14 protein-coding genes and 1 riboswitch are annotated in these 15,557 nt (G+C 56.5%); of the genes, 7 read left to right on the top strand and 7 right to left on the bottom strand.

What is annotated here, in order from left to right:
* Positions 1-82: 82 nt before the first annotated feature.
* Positions 83-1,324 (bottom strand): multifunctional CCA addition/repair protein, encoded by a 1,242-nt coding sequence (locus APU02_RS18355; RefSeq protein ID WP_060570853.1) that lies wholly within the window; start codon positions 1,322-1,324, stop codon positions 83-85.
* Between the two features lie 65 nt (positions 1,325-1,389).
* Complete coding sequence (locus APU02_RS18350) at positions 1,390-2,004, bottom strand: TIGR04211 family SH3 domain-containing protein (protein ID WP_042289312.1); 615 nt, start codon at positions 2,002-2,004, stop codon at positions 1,390-1,392.
* 240 nt (positions 2,005-2,244) lie between these two features.
* On the opposite strand from APU02_RS18350, the gene APU02_RS18345 reads away from it, so the two are divergent.
* From APU02_RS18345 to glgS, 4 genes are all read left to right on the top strand, one after another.
* Positions 2,245-3,546 carry an inorganic triphosphatase gene (locus APU02_RS18345; RefSeq protein WP_060570852.1) on the top strand — a complete coding sequence of 434 codons (1,302 nt, stop codon included), beginning with the start codon at positions 2,245-2,247 and terminating at the stop codon, positions 3,544-3,546.
* Between the two features lie 105 nt (positions 3,547-3,651).
* On the top strand, positions 3,652-6,480 hold the full coding sequence (gene glnE / locus APU02_RS18340; RefSeq protein WP_060570851.1) for a bifunctional [glutamate--ammonia ligase]-adenylyl-L-tyrosine phosphorylase/[glutamate--ammonia-ligase] adenylyltransferase: 2,829 nt from the start codon (positions 3,652-3,654) through the stop codon (positions 6,478-6,480).
* Positions 6,481-6,527: 47 nt separating this feature from the next.
* Complete coding sequence (hldE, locus tag APU02_RS18335; protein ID WP_042289305.1) at positions 6,528-7,961, top strand: bifunctional D-glycero-beta-D-manno-heptose-7-phosphate kinase/D-glycero-beta-D-manno-heptose 1-phosphate adenylyltransferase HldE; 1,434 nt, start codon at positions 6,528-6,530, stop codon at positions 7,959-7,961.
* A 167-nt stretch (positions 7,962-8,128) separates the two neighbouring features.
* Positions 8,129-8,335 (top strand): cell surface composition regulator GlgS, encoded by a 207-nt coding sequence (gene glgS, locus APU02_RS18330; RefSeq protein ID WP_082636864.1) that lies wholly within the window; start codon positions 8,129-8,131, stop codon positions 8,333-8,335.
* Positions 8,336-8,369: 34 nt separating this feature from the next.
* Here the strand turns inward: glgS and ubiK are convergent, their stop codons facing one another.
* The gene (gene ubiK, locus APU02_RS18325; RefSeq protein ID WP_042289303.1) at positions 8,370-8,672 is read right to left on the bottom strand and encodes a ubiquinone biosynthesis accessory factor UbiK; all 303 of its coding nucleotides are present in this window, start codon (positions 8,670-8,672) and stop codon (positions 8,370-8,372) included.
* Positions 8,673-8,804: 132 nt separating this feature from the next.
* Positions 8,805-9,010, top strand: a riboswitch (FMN riboswitch).
* Between the two features lie 105 nt (positions 9,011-9,115).
* Between ubiK and ribB the strand changes: the two genes are divergently transcribed.
* Both ribB and APU02_RS26625 read left to right on the top strand, forming a co-directional pair.
* Positions 9,116-9,769, top strand: a complete 654-nt coding sequence (ribB, locus tag APU02_RS18320) for a 3,4-dihydroxy-2-butanone-4-phosphate synthase (protein WP_060570850.1) — start codon at positions 9,116-9,118, stop codon at positions 9,767-9,769.
* A gap of 210 nt (positions 9,770-9,979) precedes the next feature.
* Positions 9,980-10,156 (top strand): hypothetical protein, encoded by a 177-nt coding sequence (locus APU02_RS26625; protein ID WP_060570849.1) that lies wholly within the window; start codon positions 9,980-9,982, stop codon positions 10,154-10,156.
* 21 nt (positions 10,157-10,177) lie between these two features.
* On the opposite strand, the gene zupT is transcribed toward APU02_RS26625, so the two are convergent.
* Complete coding sequence (gene zupT, locus APU02_RS18310; RefSeq protein WP_060570848.1) at positions 10,178-10,951, bottom strand: zinc transporter ZupT; 774 nt, start codon at positions 10,949-10,951, stop codon at positions 10,178-10,180.
* Between the two features lie 132 nt (positions 10,952-11,083).
* Between zupT and ygiD the strand changes: the two genes are divergently transcribed.
* Positions 11,084-11,881 (top strand): 4,5-DOPA dioxygenase extradiol, encoded by a 798-nt coding sequence (gene ygiD, locus APU02_RS18305; RefSeq protein WP_060570847.1) that lies wholly within the window; start codon positions 11,084-11,086, stop codon positions 11,879-11,881.
* A gap of 31 nt (positions 11,882-11,912) precedes the next feature.
* Here ygiD and APU02_RS18300 read toward each other — a convergent pair whose 3' ends face one another.
* The 3 genes from APU02_RS18300 to tolC all read right to left on the bottom strand — a co-directional run bounded on the left by APU02_RS18300 (position 11,913) and on the right by tolC (position 15,424).
* Complete coding sequence (locus tag APU02_RS18300; RefSeq protein ID WP_042289291.1) at positions 11,913-13,073, bottom strand: glutathionylspermidine synthase family protein; 1,161 nt, start codon at positions 13,071-13,073, stop codon at positions 11,913-11,915.
* 5 nt (positions 13,074-13,078) lie between these two features.
* Entirely contained in the window at positions 13,079-13,750 is a 672-nt protein-coding gene (locus tag APU02_RS18295) for a DUF1190 family protein (protein WP_042289288.1), read from the bottom strand.
* 198 nt (positions 13,751-13,948) lie between these two features.
* The gene (gene tolC / locus APU02_RS18290) at positions 13,949-15,424 is read right to left on the bottom strand and encodes an outer membrane channel protein TolC (protein ID WP_082636857.1); all 1,476 of its coding nucleotides are present in this window, start codon (positions 15,422-15,424) and stop codon (positions 13,949-13,951) included.
* Positions 15,425-15,557: the final 133 nt, after the last annotated feature.

Genomic DNA, 15,557 nt, shown 5'->3' with positions numbered 1-15,557 from the left:
GGATGGCGGCTATGCCTTATCCGGCCAACCACGCACGTCTGTCCACAGGCCGGTCAGCGGTAGCGCTGCCGGCACGGGCCGTTTAGCTGGCGGGTTTCGGGCAGCGCGTCTCTTTCCAACTGGCGACCGCCGCAATTCGCCGCTTCGTCAACTCTTCGCGGATCTCTGCGCCTTTAAATCCGGCCTCCACAACCTCTTTTGTCGGTACCGACTGCGCTACCTGCCACGCTTCGCGCAGCAGACGACCCTGCGGATAATCCGCCGCTTCAAAGCCAGTACGCCCGCGTACGTCAGCCTCGCTGGTGAGGGCTATCTGCTCCACGCGCTGCGGTTTACGCCAGGCGTCGATCGCGTCGAACAGCTTTACAATGGTCTTAGGCTGCAGTATCGGAAAGGTATGAATGAGATCGTGAAACTCCGCCACCAGCTTTGCCAGATCGCGGATTTCGTTCGGTACCCGCAGACGCTGACACAGCTGCGCCACCAGCTTTACCCCCGCCGGACCATGACCGTGATGACGCGGCCAAAGCGCTGGCGGAGTCAACCCTTTTCCCAGGTCATGGCACAGGGTGGCGAAACGGATATCCACCTCCGGGCTGAGCATCGCCGCCATCGACAGCGTCATGAGCGTGTGAACGCCGGTATCGATTTCCGGGTGCCATTTCGCTGGCGCGGGAACGCCAAACAGCGCATCCACCTCCGGGAACAGCACGCGCAGCGCGCCACAGTCGCGCAGGACCTGAAAATAGACCTGCGGGTTACGGGTGGTTAACGCGTTTTCGGTCTCTTTCCACACGCGCTCAGGCGTCAGGTGCTCCAGCTCTCCGGCGTGGGTCATGTCGCGCATTAGCGCCATGGTTTCGTCGGCAATGCGAAAGCTGAGATGCGCATAGCGGGCGGCAAAGCGCGCCACGCGAAGGACGCGGAGCGGATCTTCACTGAAAGCCGGCGAGACGTGGCGCAACAGGCGGTTTTTCAGATCGGCGCGTCCGTGATACGGATCGACGATAGCGCCGTCATCATCCTGCGCCAGGGCGTTAATGGTCAGGTCGCGGCGCTGTAGGTCTTCTTCCAGCGTGACGTCCGGCGCCGCGTAGCAGGTGAATCCGGTATAACCGGAACCGGATTTACGTTCGGTGCGCGCAAGGGCGTACTCTTCGTGTGTTTGAGGATGGAGAAAAACAGGAAAATCGCGGCCTACCTGCTGGTAGCCCGCGTCGAGCATTTGCTGTGGTGTGGCGCCTACCACCACCCAATCTTTATCTTTGACCGGTAGCCCTAACAACGTATCCCTAACCGCACCACCGACCAGATAAATCTTCACGCCACACCACCTCTCCTGAGAAATACACTTTCTTAATGATATGACAGTGTGGCGGAGAAGGCGATTTAGTTCATCCAGCGGTCTTTGCGTTTGCGGCTTGGGATCATATGCGGCAGCACCAGACCGAGCAGCAGGCCGAGACCGAGCACGCCGCCGCCATACATAAACCATTGCATGATGATGGTACGCTGCTTGTCATCAAGCTGCAGATTTGCGGCGCTGACCTTCTTCTGCGCCACAATCAGCTCGTTTTTCAGCTTCTGGTTTTCTTCTTTCAGGCCGTTGATCACGCTGTCGCTCTGCGCGACCTTTTGCTGCATGTCGGCTGTCCGCTGATTCCAGGTGGTGTCAATGTTGGTCAGCTTATCGGTCAGGGTTTTGACCTGATTTTCCAGATCCGGTACGCGGGTGCGCAGGCTGGGCGAGGTGTTCAGCTCTTTCAGCGGGATCCAGGCAGTGCGACCGGTGCTGTCTTTGACCTGGCCGTAATTATTGTCGGTCTGTAACAAGGTGACCTGTTCGCCGGCGTTCATGGTGCCGACGAGGCGATAGTTATCTCCCGGACCGCTGCGGACCCAGGTGCTTAGTTCATCAGAGACATAGCGCGTTTCTTCTGCGTGGGAGACGGCAGTGGCGCTAAGTGCAAGTAAAGTTAGTCCAATCAGGCGTAATTTTGGCATCAGGCTGTCGTTATTGTCATAGAAAGTGGAACGATAGTAGTGGGATCAGTGTCTCTACGCAAAGCATTCGACATCAATCGGAATCATCTGTGTCAGCTTCGCCACTACGTCAAACTTTTACGCCCGTCAAATTGCTCGTTGCATGGCAATTTGGCGCAAAATACTATCTACTGACACTCAGTAACGCACGAAGTTCGCAGTCGATCCCTTCAACTGTGACATAACCCTAAGTACAAGGCCATGGCTCAGGAAATCGAATTAAAATTTATCGTTAATCACGATGCTGTTGACGCACTGCGCGACCATCTGAATACGCTTGGCGGCGAACATCACGCGCCCAGCAAGCTGCTGAACATTTACTACGAGACGGCGGATAACTGGCTACGCAGCCACGATATGGGGTTACGCATTCGCGGCGAGAATGGCCGCTATGAAATGACCCTGAAAATCGCCGGGCGGGTGGTCGGCGGTTTGCATCAGCGTCCGGAATATAATATTCCGCTTAGCGAACCTACGCTCGATTTAGCGCAACTTCCGCAGACAGTGTGGCCGAACGGCGAGCTGCCTGCCGATCTCGCTTCCCGCGTGCAGCCATTGTTCAGTACCGATTTTGATCGCGAGAAATGGCTGCTGGAAATTGACGGCAGCCAGATTGAAATTGCGCTCGATCTCGGAGAGGTTAAGGCCGGCGAATTTACCGAACCTCTTTGCGAGCTGGAGCTTGAACTGCTGAGCGGCGACACCCGGGCGGTGCTGAAGCTGGCTAATCAACTGGTGAGCCAGGCGGGATTGCGTCAGGGCAGCCTGAGTAAGGCGGCGCGAGGTTATCACCTGGCCCAGGGAAACGCCCGGCGCGAGATCAAACCGACCACAGTACTGACCTTGCCCGCAAAAGCCAGCGTTGAGCAGGGGCTGGAAGCGGCGATGGAGCTGGCCTTAGCGCAGTGGCAGTACCACGAGGAACTGTGGCTGCGCGGCGTGGAGTCGGCGAAAGCGGAGGTGTCTGCGGCGATGGGGCTGGTGCGCCATACGCTTACCCTGTTCGGTGGTATCGTTCCGCGTAAAGCGAGCACTCACTTACGAGATTTGTTAACCCAGTCTGAGGCTACCCTGGCCTCGGCGGTCTCTGCCGTGACGGCGGTGTATACCCCGCAAACCGCAATGGCAAAACTGGCGCTGACGGAGTGGCTGGTCACCAAAGCCTGGCAGCCGTTTCTGGAGGCTAAAGCACAGGCCAAAATGGCCGATTCCTTTAAGCGTTTCGCGGATATCCATCTTTCACGTACCGCCGCTGAACTGAAAAGCGTGTTTGCTCAGCCGTTAGGCGACCAGTATCAGGATCAACTGCCGCGCTTACGTCGTGATATCGACACTGTGCTACTGCTGGCCGGGTATTACGATGCTGTAGTGGCGCAGGCGTGGCTGGAAAACTGGCAGGGGCTGCATCACGCCATCGCCACCCGACAGCGTATTGAAATTGAACATTTCCGCAATGAAGCGATAAACCAGGCGCCGTTCTGGTTGCACAGCGGAAAACGGTAAACCGCGTCATTCCCGAACGCAGAAGTGATTGCCTGTTGGCGCTGCGTCGTTGTAGGCCGGCTCTGGCGAACGCCGCCATCCGGCAACGTTACAAGGAACCCTTTCATGAAGCCGCTCTCTTCACCGTTACAGCAGTACTGGCAAACCGTTGCTGAACAATTGCCTGACGCTACGCTTAGCGTACAAGCGAAGTCAGTGCTCACATTCAGCGACTTTGTGCGGGACAGCGTTATTGCCCATCCCCACTGGCTGAGCGGGCTGGAAAATGCGCCGCCGCAGGCGGACGAATGGCAGCGCTACGGCGAATGGCTACACACGGCGCTGGCTGAGGTGAATGACGAAGCGGCGCTAATGCGGGAGCTGCGCCTGTTTCGTCGTCGTATTATGGTGCGGATAGCCTGGGCCCAGGCGCTCTCGCTGATTGAAGATACTGCGGTTTTACAGCAGCTCAGCCAGCTGGCGGAGACGTTGATTGTCAGCGCGCGCGACTGGCTGTATGACGCCTGCTGCCGTGAGTGGGGGACGCCGTGTAACCCGGAGGGCATCCCACAGCCGCTGCTGATCTTAGGCATGGGCAAACTGGGCGGCGGCGAGCTGAATTTTTCCTCGGATATCGATCTCATTTTCGCCTGGCCGGAACACGGCGCCACACGGGGTGGGCGTCGCGAGCTGGATAACGCGCAGTTCTTCACCCGCATGGGCCAGCGGCTGATCAAAGTGCTCGATCAGCCCACGCAGGACGGCTTCGTTTATCGGGTGGATATGCGCCTGCGACCGTTTGGCGACAGCGGTCCGTTGGTACTGAGCTTTGCCGCGCTGGAAGATTATTATCAGGAGCAGGGGCGTGACTGGGAACGCTACGCGATGGTGAAGGCGCGTATCATGGGCGAGACAGAGGGCCGCTACGTTGACGAACTGCGCGCCATGTTGCGTCCGTTCGTGTTCCGTCGCTACATTGATTTCAGCGTGATTCAGTCACTGCGCAACATGAAAGGCATGATTGCCCGGGAAGTGCGTCGTCGCGGGCTGAAAGACAACATCAAACTCGGCGCGGGCGGTATTCGTGAAATTGAATTTATCGTTCAGGTTTTCCAGCTTATTCGCGGCGGGCGCGAACCGTCGTTGCAGTCCCGCGCTTTGCTTCCTACTTTACAGGCCATCGCCGCGCTGCATTTGTTGCCGGATAACGATGCGAGCCAGTTGCGCTCGGCTTATCTGTTCCTCCGCCGTCTGGAAAACCTGCTGCAAAGCATTAACGACGAACAGACCCAAACGTTACCGGGCGATGAACTGAACCGCGCGCGTCTGGCGTGGGGGATGAATGCGGATGACTGGCAGCAACTGACCGACATCCTGGACACGCATATGGCCAATGTTCGTCGCGTCTTTAATGAACTGATTGGCGATGATGAAAGCGAAACGCAGGAAGATACGCTTTCGGAGCAATGGCGCGAGCTCTGGCAGGACGCGCTACAGGAAGACGACACGCCGCCGGTCCTGGCTCACCTGACCGACGAAGACCGGACCCGGGTACTGGCGCTGATTACCGACTTCCGTAAAGAGCTTGATAAACGCACCATTGGGCCGCGTGGGCGACAGGTGCTTGATCATCTGATGCCGCATCTGCTGAGCGATGTCTGCGTCCGTCAGGATGCCTCCGTCCCGCTGTCACGCATCACGCCGCTGCTGGTGGGGATCGTCACGCGCACGACTTATCTCGAGCTGCTGAGCGAATTCCCCGGCGCGCTGAAGCATCTCATTTCGCTATGCGCCGCCTCGCCGATGGTCGCCAGCCAGCTTGCCCGTTACCCGCTGTTGCTCGACGAATTGCTTGACCCGAACACGCTCTACCAGCCCACCGCGACCGACGCCTACCGTGATGAACTGCGGCAGTATCTGCTGCGCGTGCCGGAAGATGACGAAGAACAGCAACTGGAGGCGCTGCGCCAGTTTAAGCAGACGCAGCTGCTGCGTATTGCCGCCGCGGATATCGCCGGAACGCTGCCGGTGATGAAGGTCAGCGATCACCTGACCTGGCTTGCGGAAGCGATGATAGACGCCGTGGTGCAGCAGGCGTGGCTACAGATGGTGGCGCGCTACGGACAGCCGGGACATCTGGCGGATCGTGAAGGGCGCGGTTTCGCGGTGGTAGGCTACGGTAAACTGGGCGGCTGGGAACTGGGCTACAGTTCCGATCTCGATCTCATCTTCCTGCACGACTGTCCGGTTGACGTAATGACCGACGGCGATCGCGAAATCGACGGACGACAGTTTTATCTGCGCCTGGCGCAGCGCATTATGCACCTGTTCAGCACGCGGACGTCTTCCGGCATTCTGTATGAAGTGGACGCGCGTTTGCGCCCGTCCGGCGCGGCGGGGATGCTGGTGACCTCCGCCGAGGCTTTCGCGGATTACCAGAAAAACGAGGCCTGGACCTGGGAACATCAGGCGCTGGTCCGCGCCCGCGTGGTCTACGGCGACCCGCAGCTCACCGCACAGTTTGACGCGGTACGCCGCGAGATCGTGACCCTGCCGCGCGACGGCGCCACGTTGCAAACCGAAGTGCGCGAAATGCGCGAAAAAATGCGTGCTCATCTGGGCAATAAACATCGCGATCGTTTTGACATCAAAGCAGATGAAGGCGGGATCACCGACATCGAATTTATTACGCAGTATCTGGTGCTGCGCTATGCACACGACAAACCGAAGCTGACGCGCTGGTCGGATAACGTGCGGATACTGGAACTGCTAGCGCAGAACGACATTATGGATGAGCAGGAGGCGATGGCGCTGACCCGCGCTTATACCACGCTGCGCGATGAGCTGCATCACCTGGCCTTACAGGAACTGCCGGGCCATGTGGCGCAAACCTGCTTTGAAGCCGAACGCGCGCTGGTGCGGGCAAGCTGGCGGAAGTGGCTGGTCGCCGTTTGAAGTGTGCTATTATCGCGCGCAAATTTTGAATCTCTCAGGAGACAGGAATGAAAGTAACGCTGCCAGAGTTTGAACGTGCAGGAGTTTTGGTTGTTGGCGATGTCATGCTGGATCGCTACTGGTATGGGCCAACCAGCCGTATTTCGCCGGAAGCGCCGGTGCCTGTGGTCAAAGTGGATACCATCGAAGAGCGTCCGGGCGGTGCGGCGAACGTGGCGATGAATATTGCCTCTCTGGGGGCAAACTCCCGTCTGGTCGGGTTAACCGGTATTGACGACGCGGCGCGTGCGCTGAGCAAAACGCTGGCCGATGTGAATGTGAAATGCGACTTTGTTTCTGTACCGACCCATCCCACTATCACCAAACTGCGCGTGCTTTCGCGTAACCAGCAGCTGATTCGTCTGGATTTTGAAGAAGGCTTCGAGGGTGTCGATCCGCAACCGCTTCACGAGCGTATTAACCAGGCGCTGAGTTCCATTGGCGCGTTGGTGCTCTCCGACTACGCCAAAGGCGCGCTGGCCAGCGTTCAACAGATGATTGCGCTGGCGCGTAAAGCGGGCGTTCCGGTACTGATCGACCCGAAAGGCACCGATTTTGAGCGCTACCGCGGCGCGACCCTGCTGACGCCGAACCTCTCTGAGTTCGAAGCGGTGGCCGGGAAATGTAAAAGCGAAGAAGACATTGTTGAGCGCGGCATGAAGCTGATCGCCGATTTTGAACTGTCCGCGCTGCTGGTGACCCGCTCCGAGCAGGGGATGACGCTGCTGCAGCCAGGCAAAGCGCCGCTGCATATGCCGACCCAGGCGCAGGAAGTGTATGACGTGACCGGCGCTGGCGACACCGTGATTGGCGTACTGGCTGCTACGCTTGCCGCAGGCAACAGTCTGGAAGAAGCCTGTTTCTTTGCCAACGCGGCGGCAGGCGTCGTGGTCGGTAAGCTGGGGACGTCTACCGTTTCGCCGATCGAACTGGAAAACGCGGTGCGTGGCCGTGCGGAAACGGGCTTTGGCGTGATGACCGAAGACGAACTGAAGGTCGCCGTCGCCGCCGCGCGTAAACGCGGTGAAAAAGTGGTGATGACCAATGGCGTGTTCGATATTCTGCACGCAGGGCATGTGTCGTATCTCGCGAATGCGCGCAAACTGGGCGATCGCCTGATTGTCGCGGTGAACAGCGATGCGTCAACCAAACGCCTGAAAGGCGAAACGCGGCCGGTGAACCCGCTTGAGCAGCGCATGATCGTACTCGGCGCGCTGGAAGCGGTGGATTGGGTGGTGTCGTTTGAAGAAGACACGCCGCAGCGCCTGATTGCGGGGATCTTGCCGGATCTGCTGGTGAAGGGCGGCGACTATAAGCCAGAAGAGATCGCCGGCAGCGAAGAAGTATGGGCCAACGGCGGCGAAGTGTTGGTACTGAACTTCGAAGACGGTTGCTCAACCACCAATATCATTAAAAAAATCCAGAAAGAGAGCGATAACTAAAAGCGCTGCCCTGCGCCGGATAAACGCCATGCTGGCGGGTAACTTGCCAAAGTGTGATATCCGGCATCTTAATTGCGCACATTATGTACAAACCCGTCACCGGGACGGGTAAATACTGAAATCAGAAAAAGCATATGGCCTTAACAGAGTTTCACAAACTGGAGGGTATGCTGATGAACAACACGGTTTATTCGTTGAACAATTTTGATTTCCTGGCGCGCAGTTTTGCCAGAATGCAGGCTGAAGGTCGCCCGGTGGATATCCAGGCCGTGACAGGCAATATGGATGAGGAACACCGCAGTTGGTTTTGCAAACGCTATGCACACTACTGTCAGCAGGCGATGCAAGCGAGAAAATTAGAAGTGGAACACTAAACGACTCAACGGGCCTTGCGGCCCGTTGCTGTTTTTACTCCTGCGGTTCTACCGGCGGAATGGCAGGCGCGGGTTTGACTTCGTCGCTGATACCGCTCTGACGCGCTTCCAGCTCGCTCAACCGCTGTTCCAGCAGCGCCAGCTTTTCACGGGTACGCAACAGCACCTGCGTCTGCACGTCAAACTCTTCGCGGCTCACCAGATCGAGACGCGTCAACTGAGACTGCAGCGTCTGACGGATCTTTTTCTCGACATCTTCCCCGAACTCCCGGATCCCTTTCGGCATCGACTCGTGAACCTGGCGAGCGATCTGCTCAATTTTTTTCGGGTCAATCATAGTGGTTTCCCTGAACTGGTAAGTGTTAAAGCACATTGTAGTGCGATATGCGCAAGGCATAAACCAGAATTGTGTGAAGCTTATGCGGGTAAAGGCGTTGATGAAGGTAATCAATAGCGTTATAGTTATTCCGCTTATTCTCAGGGCGGGGCGAAATTCCCCACCGGCGGTAAATCAGCGATGTTCATCACTTTTCGCGTTGCAGCTCATCCAGCAGCGGCGTGAAAGAGGAAGGACCGGCTGAAAGCCCGCGAGCGCTTTAGATGCGAATCTGAAGGTCAGCAGATCCGGTGTAATTCCGGGGCCGACGGTTAAAGTCCGGATGGGAGAGAGTAACGATCCAGTCGGGCACGGACCCGCTCACGTTATTTTTTTGCCGCTTGTCGGTACTCCTAAGACTGCCCTGATTCTGGTAACCATAATTTTAGTGAGGTTTTTTTACCATGAATCAGACGCTACTTTCCTCTTTTGGTACGCCTTTCGAACGTGTTGAACATGCGCTGACTGCGCTGCGCGAAGGCCGCGGTGTGATGGTGCTTGACGATGAAGATCGCGAGAACGAAGGCGATATGATTTTCCCGGCAGAAACCATGACCGTTGAACAAATGGCGCTGACCATTCGTCATGGCAGCGGTATTGTTTGCCTGTGCATCACCGAAGATCGCCGCAAGCAGCTCGATCTGCCGATGATGGTGGAAAATAACACCAGCGCTTACGGCACCGGTTTTACCGTGACCATTGAAGCCGCTGAAGGCGTGACCACCGGCGTTTCCGCCGCTGACCGCGTCACCACCGTGCGCGCAGCGATTGCCGATGGCGCGAAGCCTTCCGATCTGAATCGTCCGGGACACGTCTTCCCGCTGCGTGCTCAGCCTGGCGGCGTGTTGACCCGTGGCGGCCACACTGAAGCGACCATCGATCTGGTGACGCTGGCTGGTTTCAAACCTGCGGGCGTGCTGTGTGAACTGACCAATGATGATGGCAGCATGGCGCGCGCGCCGGAGTGCATCGACTTTGCCACTAAACACAATATGGCGGTAGTGACGATCGAAGACCTGGTAGCATACCGTCAGGCCCACGAACGTAAAGCCAGCTAATACCTCCTTGCCGGATAGTGGTTAAAGCACCTTATCCGGCAAATTTCCCTTATTTGCCCTTCTTATCGGTTAATAAACACCCAACCTTTTTCTCTATGATCGAAATCATCATTTCGATTTCATACTGTGCCAGTATATAAATATACCTAAAAATAGGTATGTTAATTTTAACGCTAAATCTCTGTTAATGTTAAATTTAAAGGGAAAAGGATGTTTATTGCCTGGTATTGGATTGTGCTAATTGTACTGGTCGTGGTGGGCTATTTCTGCCATATGAAGCGTTACTGCAAAGCGTTTCGCCAGGACAGAGATGCGCTGCTGGAAATTCGTAATACATTGCTGCGTCGGGACGAACAAGCGCGTGTTCTGACTAAAGAGCAGGAATAGTCGCTTCCTGCTCTTTCTGCGTTATCCCAGCCCCATCGTCTGAAGGACGACGAGGCTTAGCCCCATCACTGACATGCCGCAAAGAACGCCGTAACTGGGGTTGTTATTTGGATCGATCTCTTTTGCCAGCGGCATCAGCTCATCGACCGACAGTGCCACCATAATGCCCGCCACCGCAGCCATAATGGCGGCCATGACCACAGGTGAAACCAGGCTGCCGAGAATCAGCCATGCCAGGACGCCGCCCAGAATTTCGGCCATGCCGGAAATGCCTGCCCAGAAGACGGCCGTTCGCTTCGAGCCTGTCGCGGCGTATACCGGACCGGCTACCGCCAGCCCTTCAGGAATGTTGTGCAAGGCAACGGCCAGCGCCACGCCAAATCCAAGTTCGAGGTTACTGCTGGCGGTAACGTAAGTGGCGATGCCCTCCGGAAAGTTGTGCAAACTGATACCGAGCGTCAGCAGGAGAGCGGTGCGCTTAATCGAACCTGGAAGCGGCTGCGTTGTTTTTTGTACCAGATCCTGGGGATGAGCGTGTGGTAGCAGACGGTCGAGGCCAAAATAGCCCAGCAGGCCGATAATAAACATTCCGTAGCCGAGAAGCGGCGACATGCCTTCCGCGGCCAGTGCCGCAGGCAGCATCTCCATTAAAGAGATGAGCAGCATGATCCCGGCGGCAAATCCGAGTGAAAAAGCCAGCAGACGGTTCGAGGGTTTCTGGCCCAGGACGCCTAAAAACGCGCCGATAAACGTGGCGGCGCCCGCCAGTAAGGTCAGAAGTAAAGGTACTGACATCAATAACTCCTTAAAAATTCACCTGACCTTCAAAATAACTGATGATCATCATCATGGTTATCTGAGTTCTTCATATATCGAAAGAGCGTATGGTAAGACTCATAAAATGACTCCCTGAGTAAGGATATCATCATGTCGTCAATTCGTATGCCAGCTTTGTTTTTGGGGCACGGCAGCCCCATGAACGTGCTGGAAGATAATCTGTATACCCGCGCCTGGCAGCAACTGGGGGAGCGTCTGCCGCGTCCGAAAGCGATTGTGGTGGTGTCCGCTCACTGGTACACGCGCGGTACTGGCGTGACCGCAATGGACGCGCCAAAGACGATTCATGATTTTGGCGGTTTTCCGCAGGCGCTGTACGACACACATTATCCGGCTCCCGGTTCGCCGGAACTGGCACAGCGGCTGGTGGAGCTTCTGGCGCCGGTGCCAGTTACGCTCGATAAAGAGGCCTGGGGTTTTGACCATGGTTCGTGGGGCGTGTTGATCAAAATGTATCCGAATGCCGATATTCCCATGGTGCAGTTGAGCGTCGACAGCACCAAACCGGCGGCCTGGCATTTTGAGATTGGACGTAAGCTGGCGGCGCTGCGTGACGAAGGAATTATGCTGCTAGCCAGTGGTAATGTGGTGCATAACTTGCGCACTGTCCGCTGGCACGGTGACGATGCGCCTTATCCGTGGGCGACCTCGTTCAATGATTTTGTTAAAGCGAATCTGACCTGGCAGGGACCGACAGAACGGCATCCGCTGGTCAACTATCTCGACCACGAAGGCGGTCCGCTGTCGAATCCAACCCCGGATCACTTCCTGCCGTTACTGTATGTATTGGGCGCATGGGATGGTAAAGAGCCAGTGACCCTTCCCGTAGAGGGGATCGAAATGGGCAGTCTGAGTATGCTGTCGGTACAGGTGGGTCAGGCCGGATAAGGCGCTTTGCGCTCTCATCCGGCACCCTTAATCATTCGACAAAGATATGCGGGTAGAAGCGGGACAGATCCTGAGTGATCAGCGCGCGGTCTTCACGTATGCCGATCCCGGCAGGCTGATCGTTGATCAACCAACTACCGATCAGCATATAGCTGTCGCCAAACTTCGGCAGCGGATGGAACTGCTGCACGATCATGCCTTCTTCGCCGTAAGGGCCTTCCACCGCTTCGATCGTTTTACCGTTCTCTATGATGGAGACGTTAGCGCCTTCACGCGAGAAGATCGGCTTCACGACAAATTTTTCCATTTGCGGATGATCGTCCTCTGCGAAGTACGCAGGCAGCAGATTCGGATGGTCAGGAAACATTTCCCACAGCAGCGGCAGCAGCGCCTTGTTGGAAATAATGCTCTTCCAGGCCGGTTCCAGCCAGCGAACGCCTGCGTCTTCCAGCTTGGTAGAGAACATCTCACGCAGCATAAATTCCCACGGATACAGCTTGAACAGGTTGGCGATCACCTGATCCTGCAGGTCCGTAAACTGGCCTTTCTCGCCCAGCCCGATATCTTCGATGTAGAGGAATTCGGTGGCGATTTCCGCTTCTGCGGCGCAGTCCTGCAGATACTGAATGGTTCCGCGATCCTCAACGGTGTCCCGGCAGCAGGTAAGATGCAGAAGCTGAAAACCGTACTGCTCGCGCAGCTCGGCGAAACGCGCGATAAGTTTTTCCTGGAGGCTGTTAAACTGGTCGCTACCTTGCGGCAGGTTACCCGCGTTGAGCTGATCTTCAAGCCAGATCCACTGGAAAAATGCAGCTTCATACAGCGAAGTCGGCGTATCGGCGTTGTTTTCCAGCAGCTTAGGTTCGCCGGTGCCGTCCCACGCCAGATCGAGACGTGAATAGAGCGAGGGCTGGCTCGTTTGCCAGGACTGACGAACGAAGCCCCAGGTATGCTTGGGAATGCGGAATTTGGTCATCAGCGCGTCGCTGGCGATCACTTTTTCGACCACCTTCAGGCACATCTGGTGCAGTTCAGCAGTCACCTCTTCCAGCTTTTCAACCTGCGCCAGCGTCAGCTTGTAGTATGCCTCTTCACACCAGTACGGTTCACCGTACATGGTGTGAAAATTGAACCCATATTCGTTGGCTTTATCGCGCCAGTCCGGGCGCTCAGTGATACTGACTCTTTCCATGCGGATCAGCCACCCATTGAACGCGTGGAGGTGCCGCTGGCGCTACGTTGCATGGTGTTCTGTTTGGCGACAGATTCACCAAAGCCGCCGCGCGTGACGGTCGAAGTGGTGGCAGGCTTCGGCGCCATGGCGGTTTTCGGCACCGTCATGCTGCGACCTGGCGTGGCGGCGCCATAGTTTTTGCCGCTTGCGTCGGTATATTTACCGTATGCCGGGCTGGCCGGGTTTTTCGAGCTGAACAGCGGCTGTTGCGCGAAACCTGCGCCGCCGCCCATCATCCGACCCATCATGTAACCCGCCATTAACGGCATCCAGAAGCTGCCGCTGGACTGCTGCGCTTGCGCCTGTCCTTCAGGGGCCATACCGGCCTGGGCTGGCGCCTGCTGGCACTGGCCTTCGCCAAATTCGGCCACGCAGTCTTCGCGGGACGCGTATTTCGGCGCGGTACGTTCAGCTTCTTTCAGCGCGTTGTTGTAGGTTGCAGTACACTCCGCGCTTTTACCCGGATTGGCTGCCGAGCAGTCATCCGCATTCTGATACAGCGATACGGTTTCGTCGCTCTTTTCACATCCCGCCAGCATAAACACAGCGGTAACGGCTAACGCCACAGGCGTCAGGTGACGCGCGCTCCAGCTTTTGCGGAACGCAGCGTGTTTGATGGATTTTGTCCGTTTCATTTTCGTCTTCCAGGACCCAGTGGTAATTACTGCTCAGGATAGAGGATGAGTGGTTGAAAATGAAGCGAGAAGGGGCAGGAATGCGGCTGAATCGTGGGATCTTTACGTTGTCTTACGTTCAGCAGCGATTTTGTGCCGATCGGCGGTTGCGCCTTATCGGGCCTACGTAGCGGTAGGCCCGATAAGCGAAAGGCCGTCTTAATTGCGGAACGGGTTACTGCCGGAGGTCGTCCGGGCTGATGCTGGCTGTACGGCAGTGGCGTTACCGTTAAAGTTATCCACGGCGGCGTCCTGCTGCGGGGTTTCCGGCGCTACGCTGTCCGGGCTGGTCGGAATCGGTTTGCCCAACGTGTTGTTCAGCGCCACCAGATCCTGCTCGTTCAGCGTACCCAGTGCGGATTTGATATTGAGCTGGTTGATCAGGTAGTTATAACGCGCATTCGCCAATTGCTGCTTGGCGTTATACAGCGTGGTGGTCGCATCCAGCACGTCAACAATCGTACGCGTACCCACAGAGTAACCTGCTTCCATCGCGTCTAATGAGCTTTGCGCAGAAACAACCGCCTGTTTGTAGGCGTTAATACTGCTGATGGAAGCATTAATGTTATTGAAAGACGAACGTACGGTCTGTACCACGCTGCGGTGCGCGCTTTCCAGCTGCTCGCTCGCGCCGACAAAGTTGTACTGCGCCTGTTTCACCTGCGAGTTCACCATACCGCCCTGATAGATCGGCAGAGAGAAGCTCAGGCCCACTTTGTTTTGGCCCATATTGCTGTCGTCATATTGCGAACCGGCAGCGCCACGGGTTTTGGAACCGCTGTATGAGGTGTCGGAAACGCCGGTCGAGGCGGTTAAATCCAGTGTCGGCAGATGGCCGTCCTGCGCCTGGCGAATTTGCTCGCGCGCGAGATCCTGGCTCAAACGCGCCTGCAACAGCGTCAGGTTACGGTTTTCCGCTTCTTTCAGCAGGGCGTTTACCGGCTGCGGCTTGTCGGTTTTAAAGCTGTCGACGTTCAGCGACGCCAGCTCCGGGTAGTAGTTGCCGGTAACCTGACGCAGTTCTTCGACAGCATTGTCGAGATCGTTACGCGCGGTCACTTCGTTCGCCAGTACGGTATCGTATTGTGAACGGGCGTTCTGCACGTCGGTAATGGCCACCAGACCCACGTTGAAACGTTGAGTGGTTTGATCCAACTGACGATAAATCGCCTGTTTCTGCGCCTGGGTGTAAGAGAGAACGTCAATGGCGTTCAACACTTTAAAGTAGGCACTGGCGGTGTTTAGGATCAGCGTTTGCTGGTCCGTCTGAAAGGTGACGTCCTGAATGCCCGCTGATTTTTCCTGCAGGGTCAGCGCGCGCCATTTCGACATATCGAAAAGGGTCTGCGTTAATTGCAGAGAAGCGCTGGTGGCGTTAGAGTTCACGCCGTTCGCGTCACGGTAGCCGTTGCTGTAGGTGTAATCGGCACCCAGACCCAGTTGAGGCAGTAAAGGACTACGTGCTTCGTTGATTTTTTCGAATGCAGCATCGCGATCGGCGGCGGATTTACGCAGTTCCGGGTTGCTCAGGCGTGCTTGCTGATAAACTTGCATCAGGTTCTCTGCCTGGCTCAGTGTGCTGAACCCCGACAGGCTCAGGCCGATAAGGATGGGGAGCAATTTCTTCATTTGCATTCCTTGTTGTGAAGCAGTATTTAGCGCTGATCAAATTTTAGAAAAATAATTGCCGATTCTAGCAGAATCCGCCACTGCAAAAAGTTGGCGTTATGTGCCATCAGGCGTTAATTTGCACCAATTTACCACAAGG

Origin of the sequence: Citrobacter sp. 50677481 (genome assembly GCF_001463265.1) — a bacterium.
Classification (GTDB): Bacteria; Pseudomonadota; Gammaproteobacteria; order Enterobacterales; family Enterobacteriaceae; genus Citrobacter_A; species Citrobacter_A sedlakii.
This window is presented reverse-complemented; position numbering and strand designations above follow the sequence as displayed.

What these genes read in the sequence shown, in the direction of transcription:
- APU02_RS18350 (WP_042289312.1), bottom strand. Translation starts at nt 2,004, where the DNA reads ATGCCAAAATTACGCCTGATTGGACTAACTTTACTTGCACTTAGCGCC.
- glnE (WP_060570851.1), top strand. Translation starts at nt 3,652, where the DNA reads ATGAAGCCGCTCTCTTCACCGTTACAGCAGTACTGGCAAACCGTTGCT.
- ubiK (WP_042289303.1), bottom strand. Translation starts at nt 8,672, where the DNA reads ATGATTGACCCGAAAAAAATTGAGCAGATCGCTCGCCAGGTTCACGAG.
- APU02_RS18295 (WP_042289288.1), bottom strand. Translation starts at nt 13,750, where the DNA reads ATGAAACGGACAAAATCCATCAAACACGCTGCGTTCCGCAAAAGCTGG.
- APU02_RS18300 (WP_042289291.1), bottom strand. Translation starts at nt 13,073, where the DNA reads ATGGAAAGAGTCAGTATCACTGAGCGCCCGGACTGGCGCGATAAAGCC.
- ribB (WP_060570850.1), top strand. Translation starts at nt 9,116, where the DNA reads ATGAATCAGACGCTACTTTCCTCTTTTGGTACGCCTTTCGAACGTGTT.
- glgS (WP_082636864.1), top strand. Translation starts at nt 8,129, where the DNA reads ATGCTGATGAACAACACGGTTTATTCGTTGAACAATTTTGATTTCCTG.
- hldE (WP_042289305.1), top strand. Translation starts at nt 6,528, where the DNA reads ATGAAAGTAACGCTGCCAGAGTTTGAACGTGCAGGAGTTTTGGTTGTT.
- APU02_RS26625 (WP_060570849.1), top strand. Translation starts at nt 9,980, where the DNA reads ATGTTTATTGCCTGGTATTGGATTGTGCTAATTGTACTGGTCGTGGTG.
- tolC (WP_082636857.1), bottom strand. Translation starts at nt 15,424, where the DNA reads ATGCAAATGAAGAAATTGCTCCCCATCCTTATCGGCCTGAGCCTGTCG.
- APU02_RS18345 (WP_060570852.1), top strand. Translation starts at nt 2,245, where the DNA reads ATGGCTCAGGAAATCGAATTAAAATTTATCGTTAATCACGATGCTGTT.
- ygiD (WP_060570847.1), top strand. Translation starts at nt 11,084, where the DNA reads ATGTCGTCAATTCGTATGCCAGCTTTGTTTTTGGGGCACGGCAGCCCC.
- zupT (WP_060570848.1), bottom strand. Translation starts at nt 10,951, where the DNA reads ATGTCAGTACCTTTACTTCTGACCTTACTGGCGGGCGCCGCCACGTTT.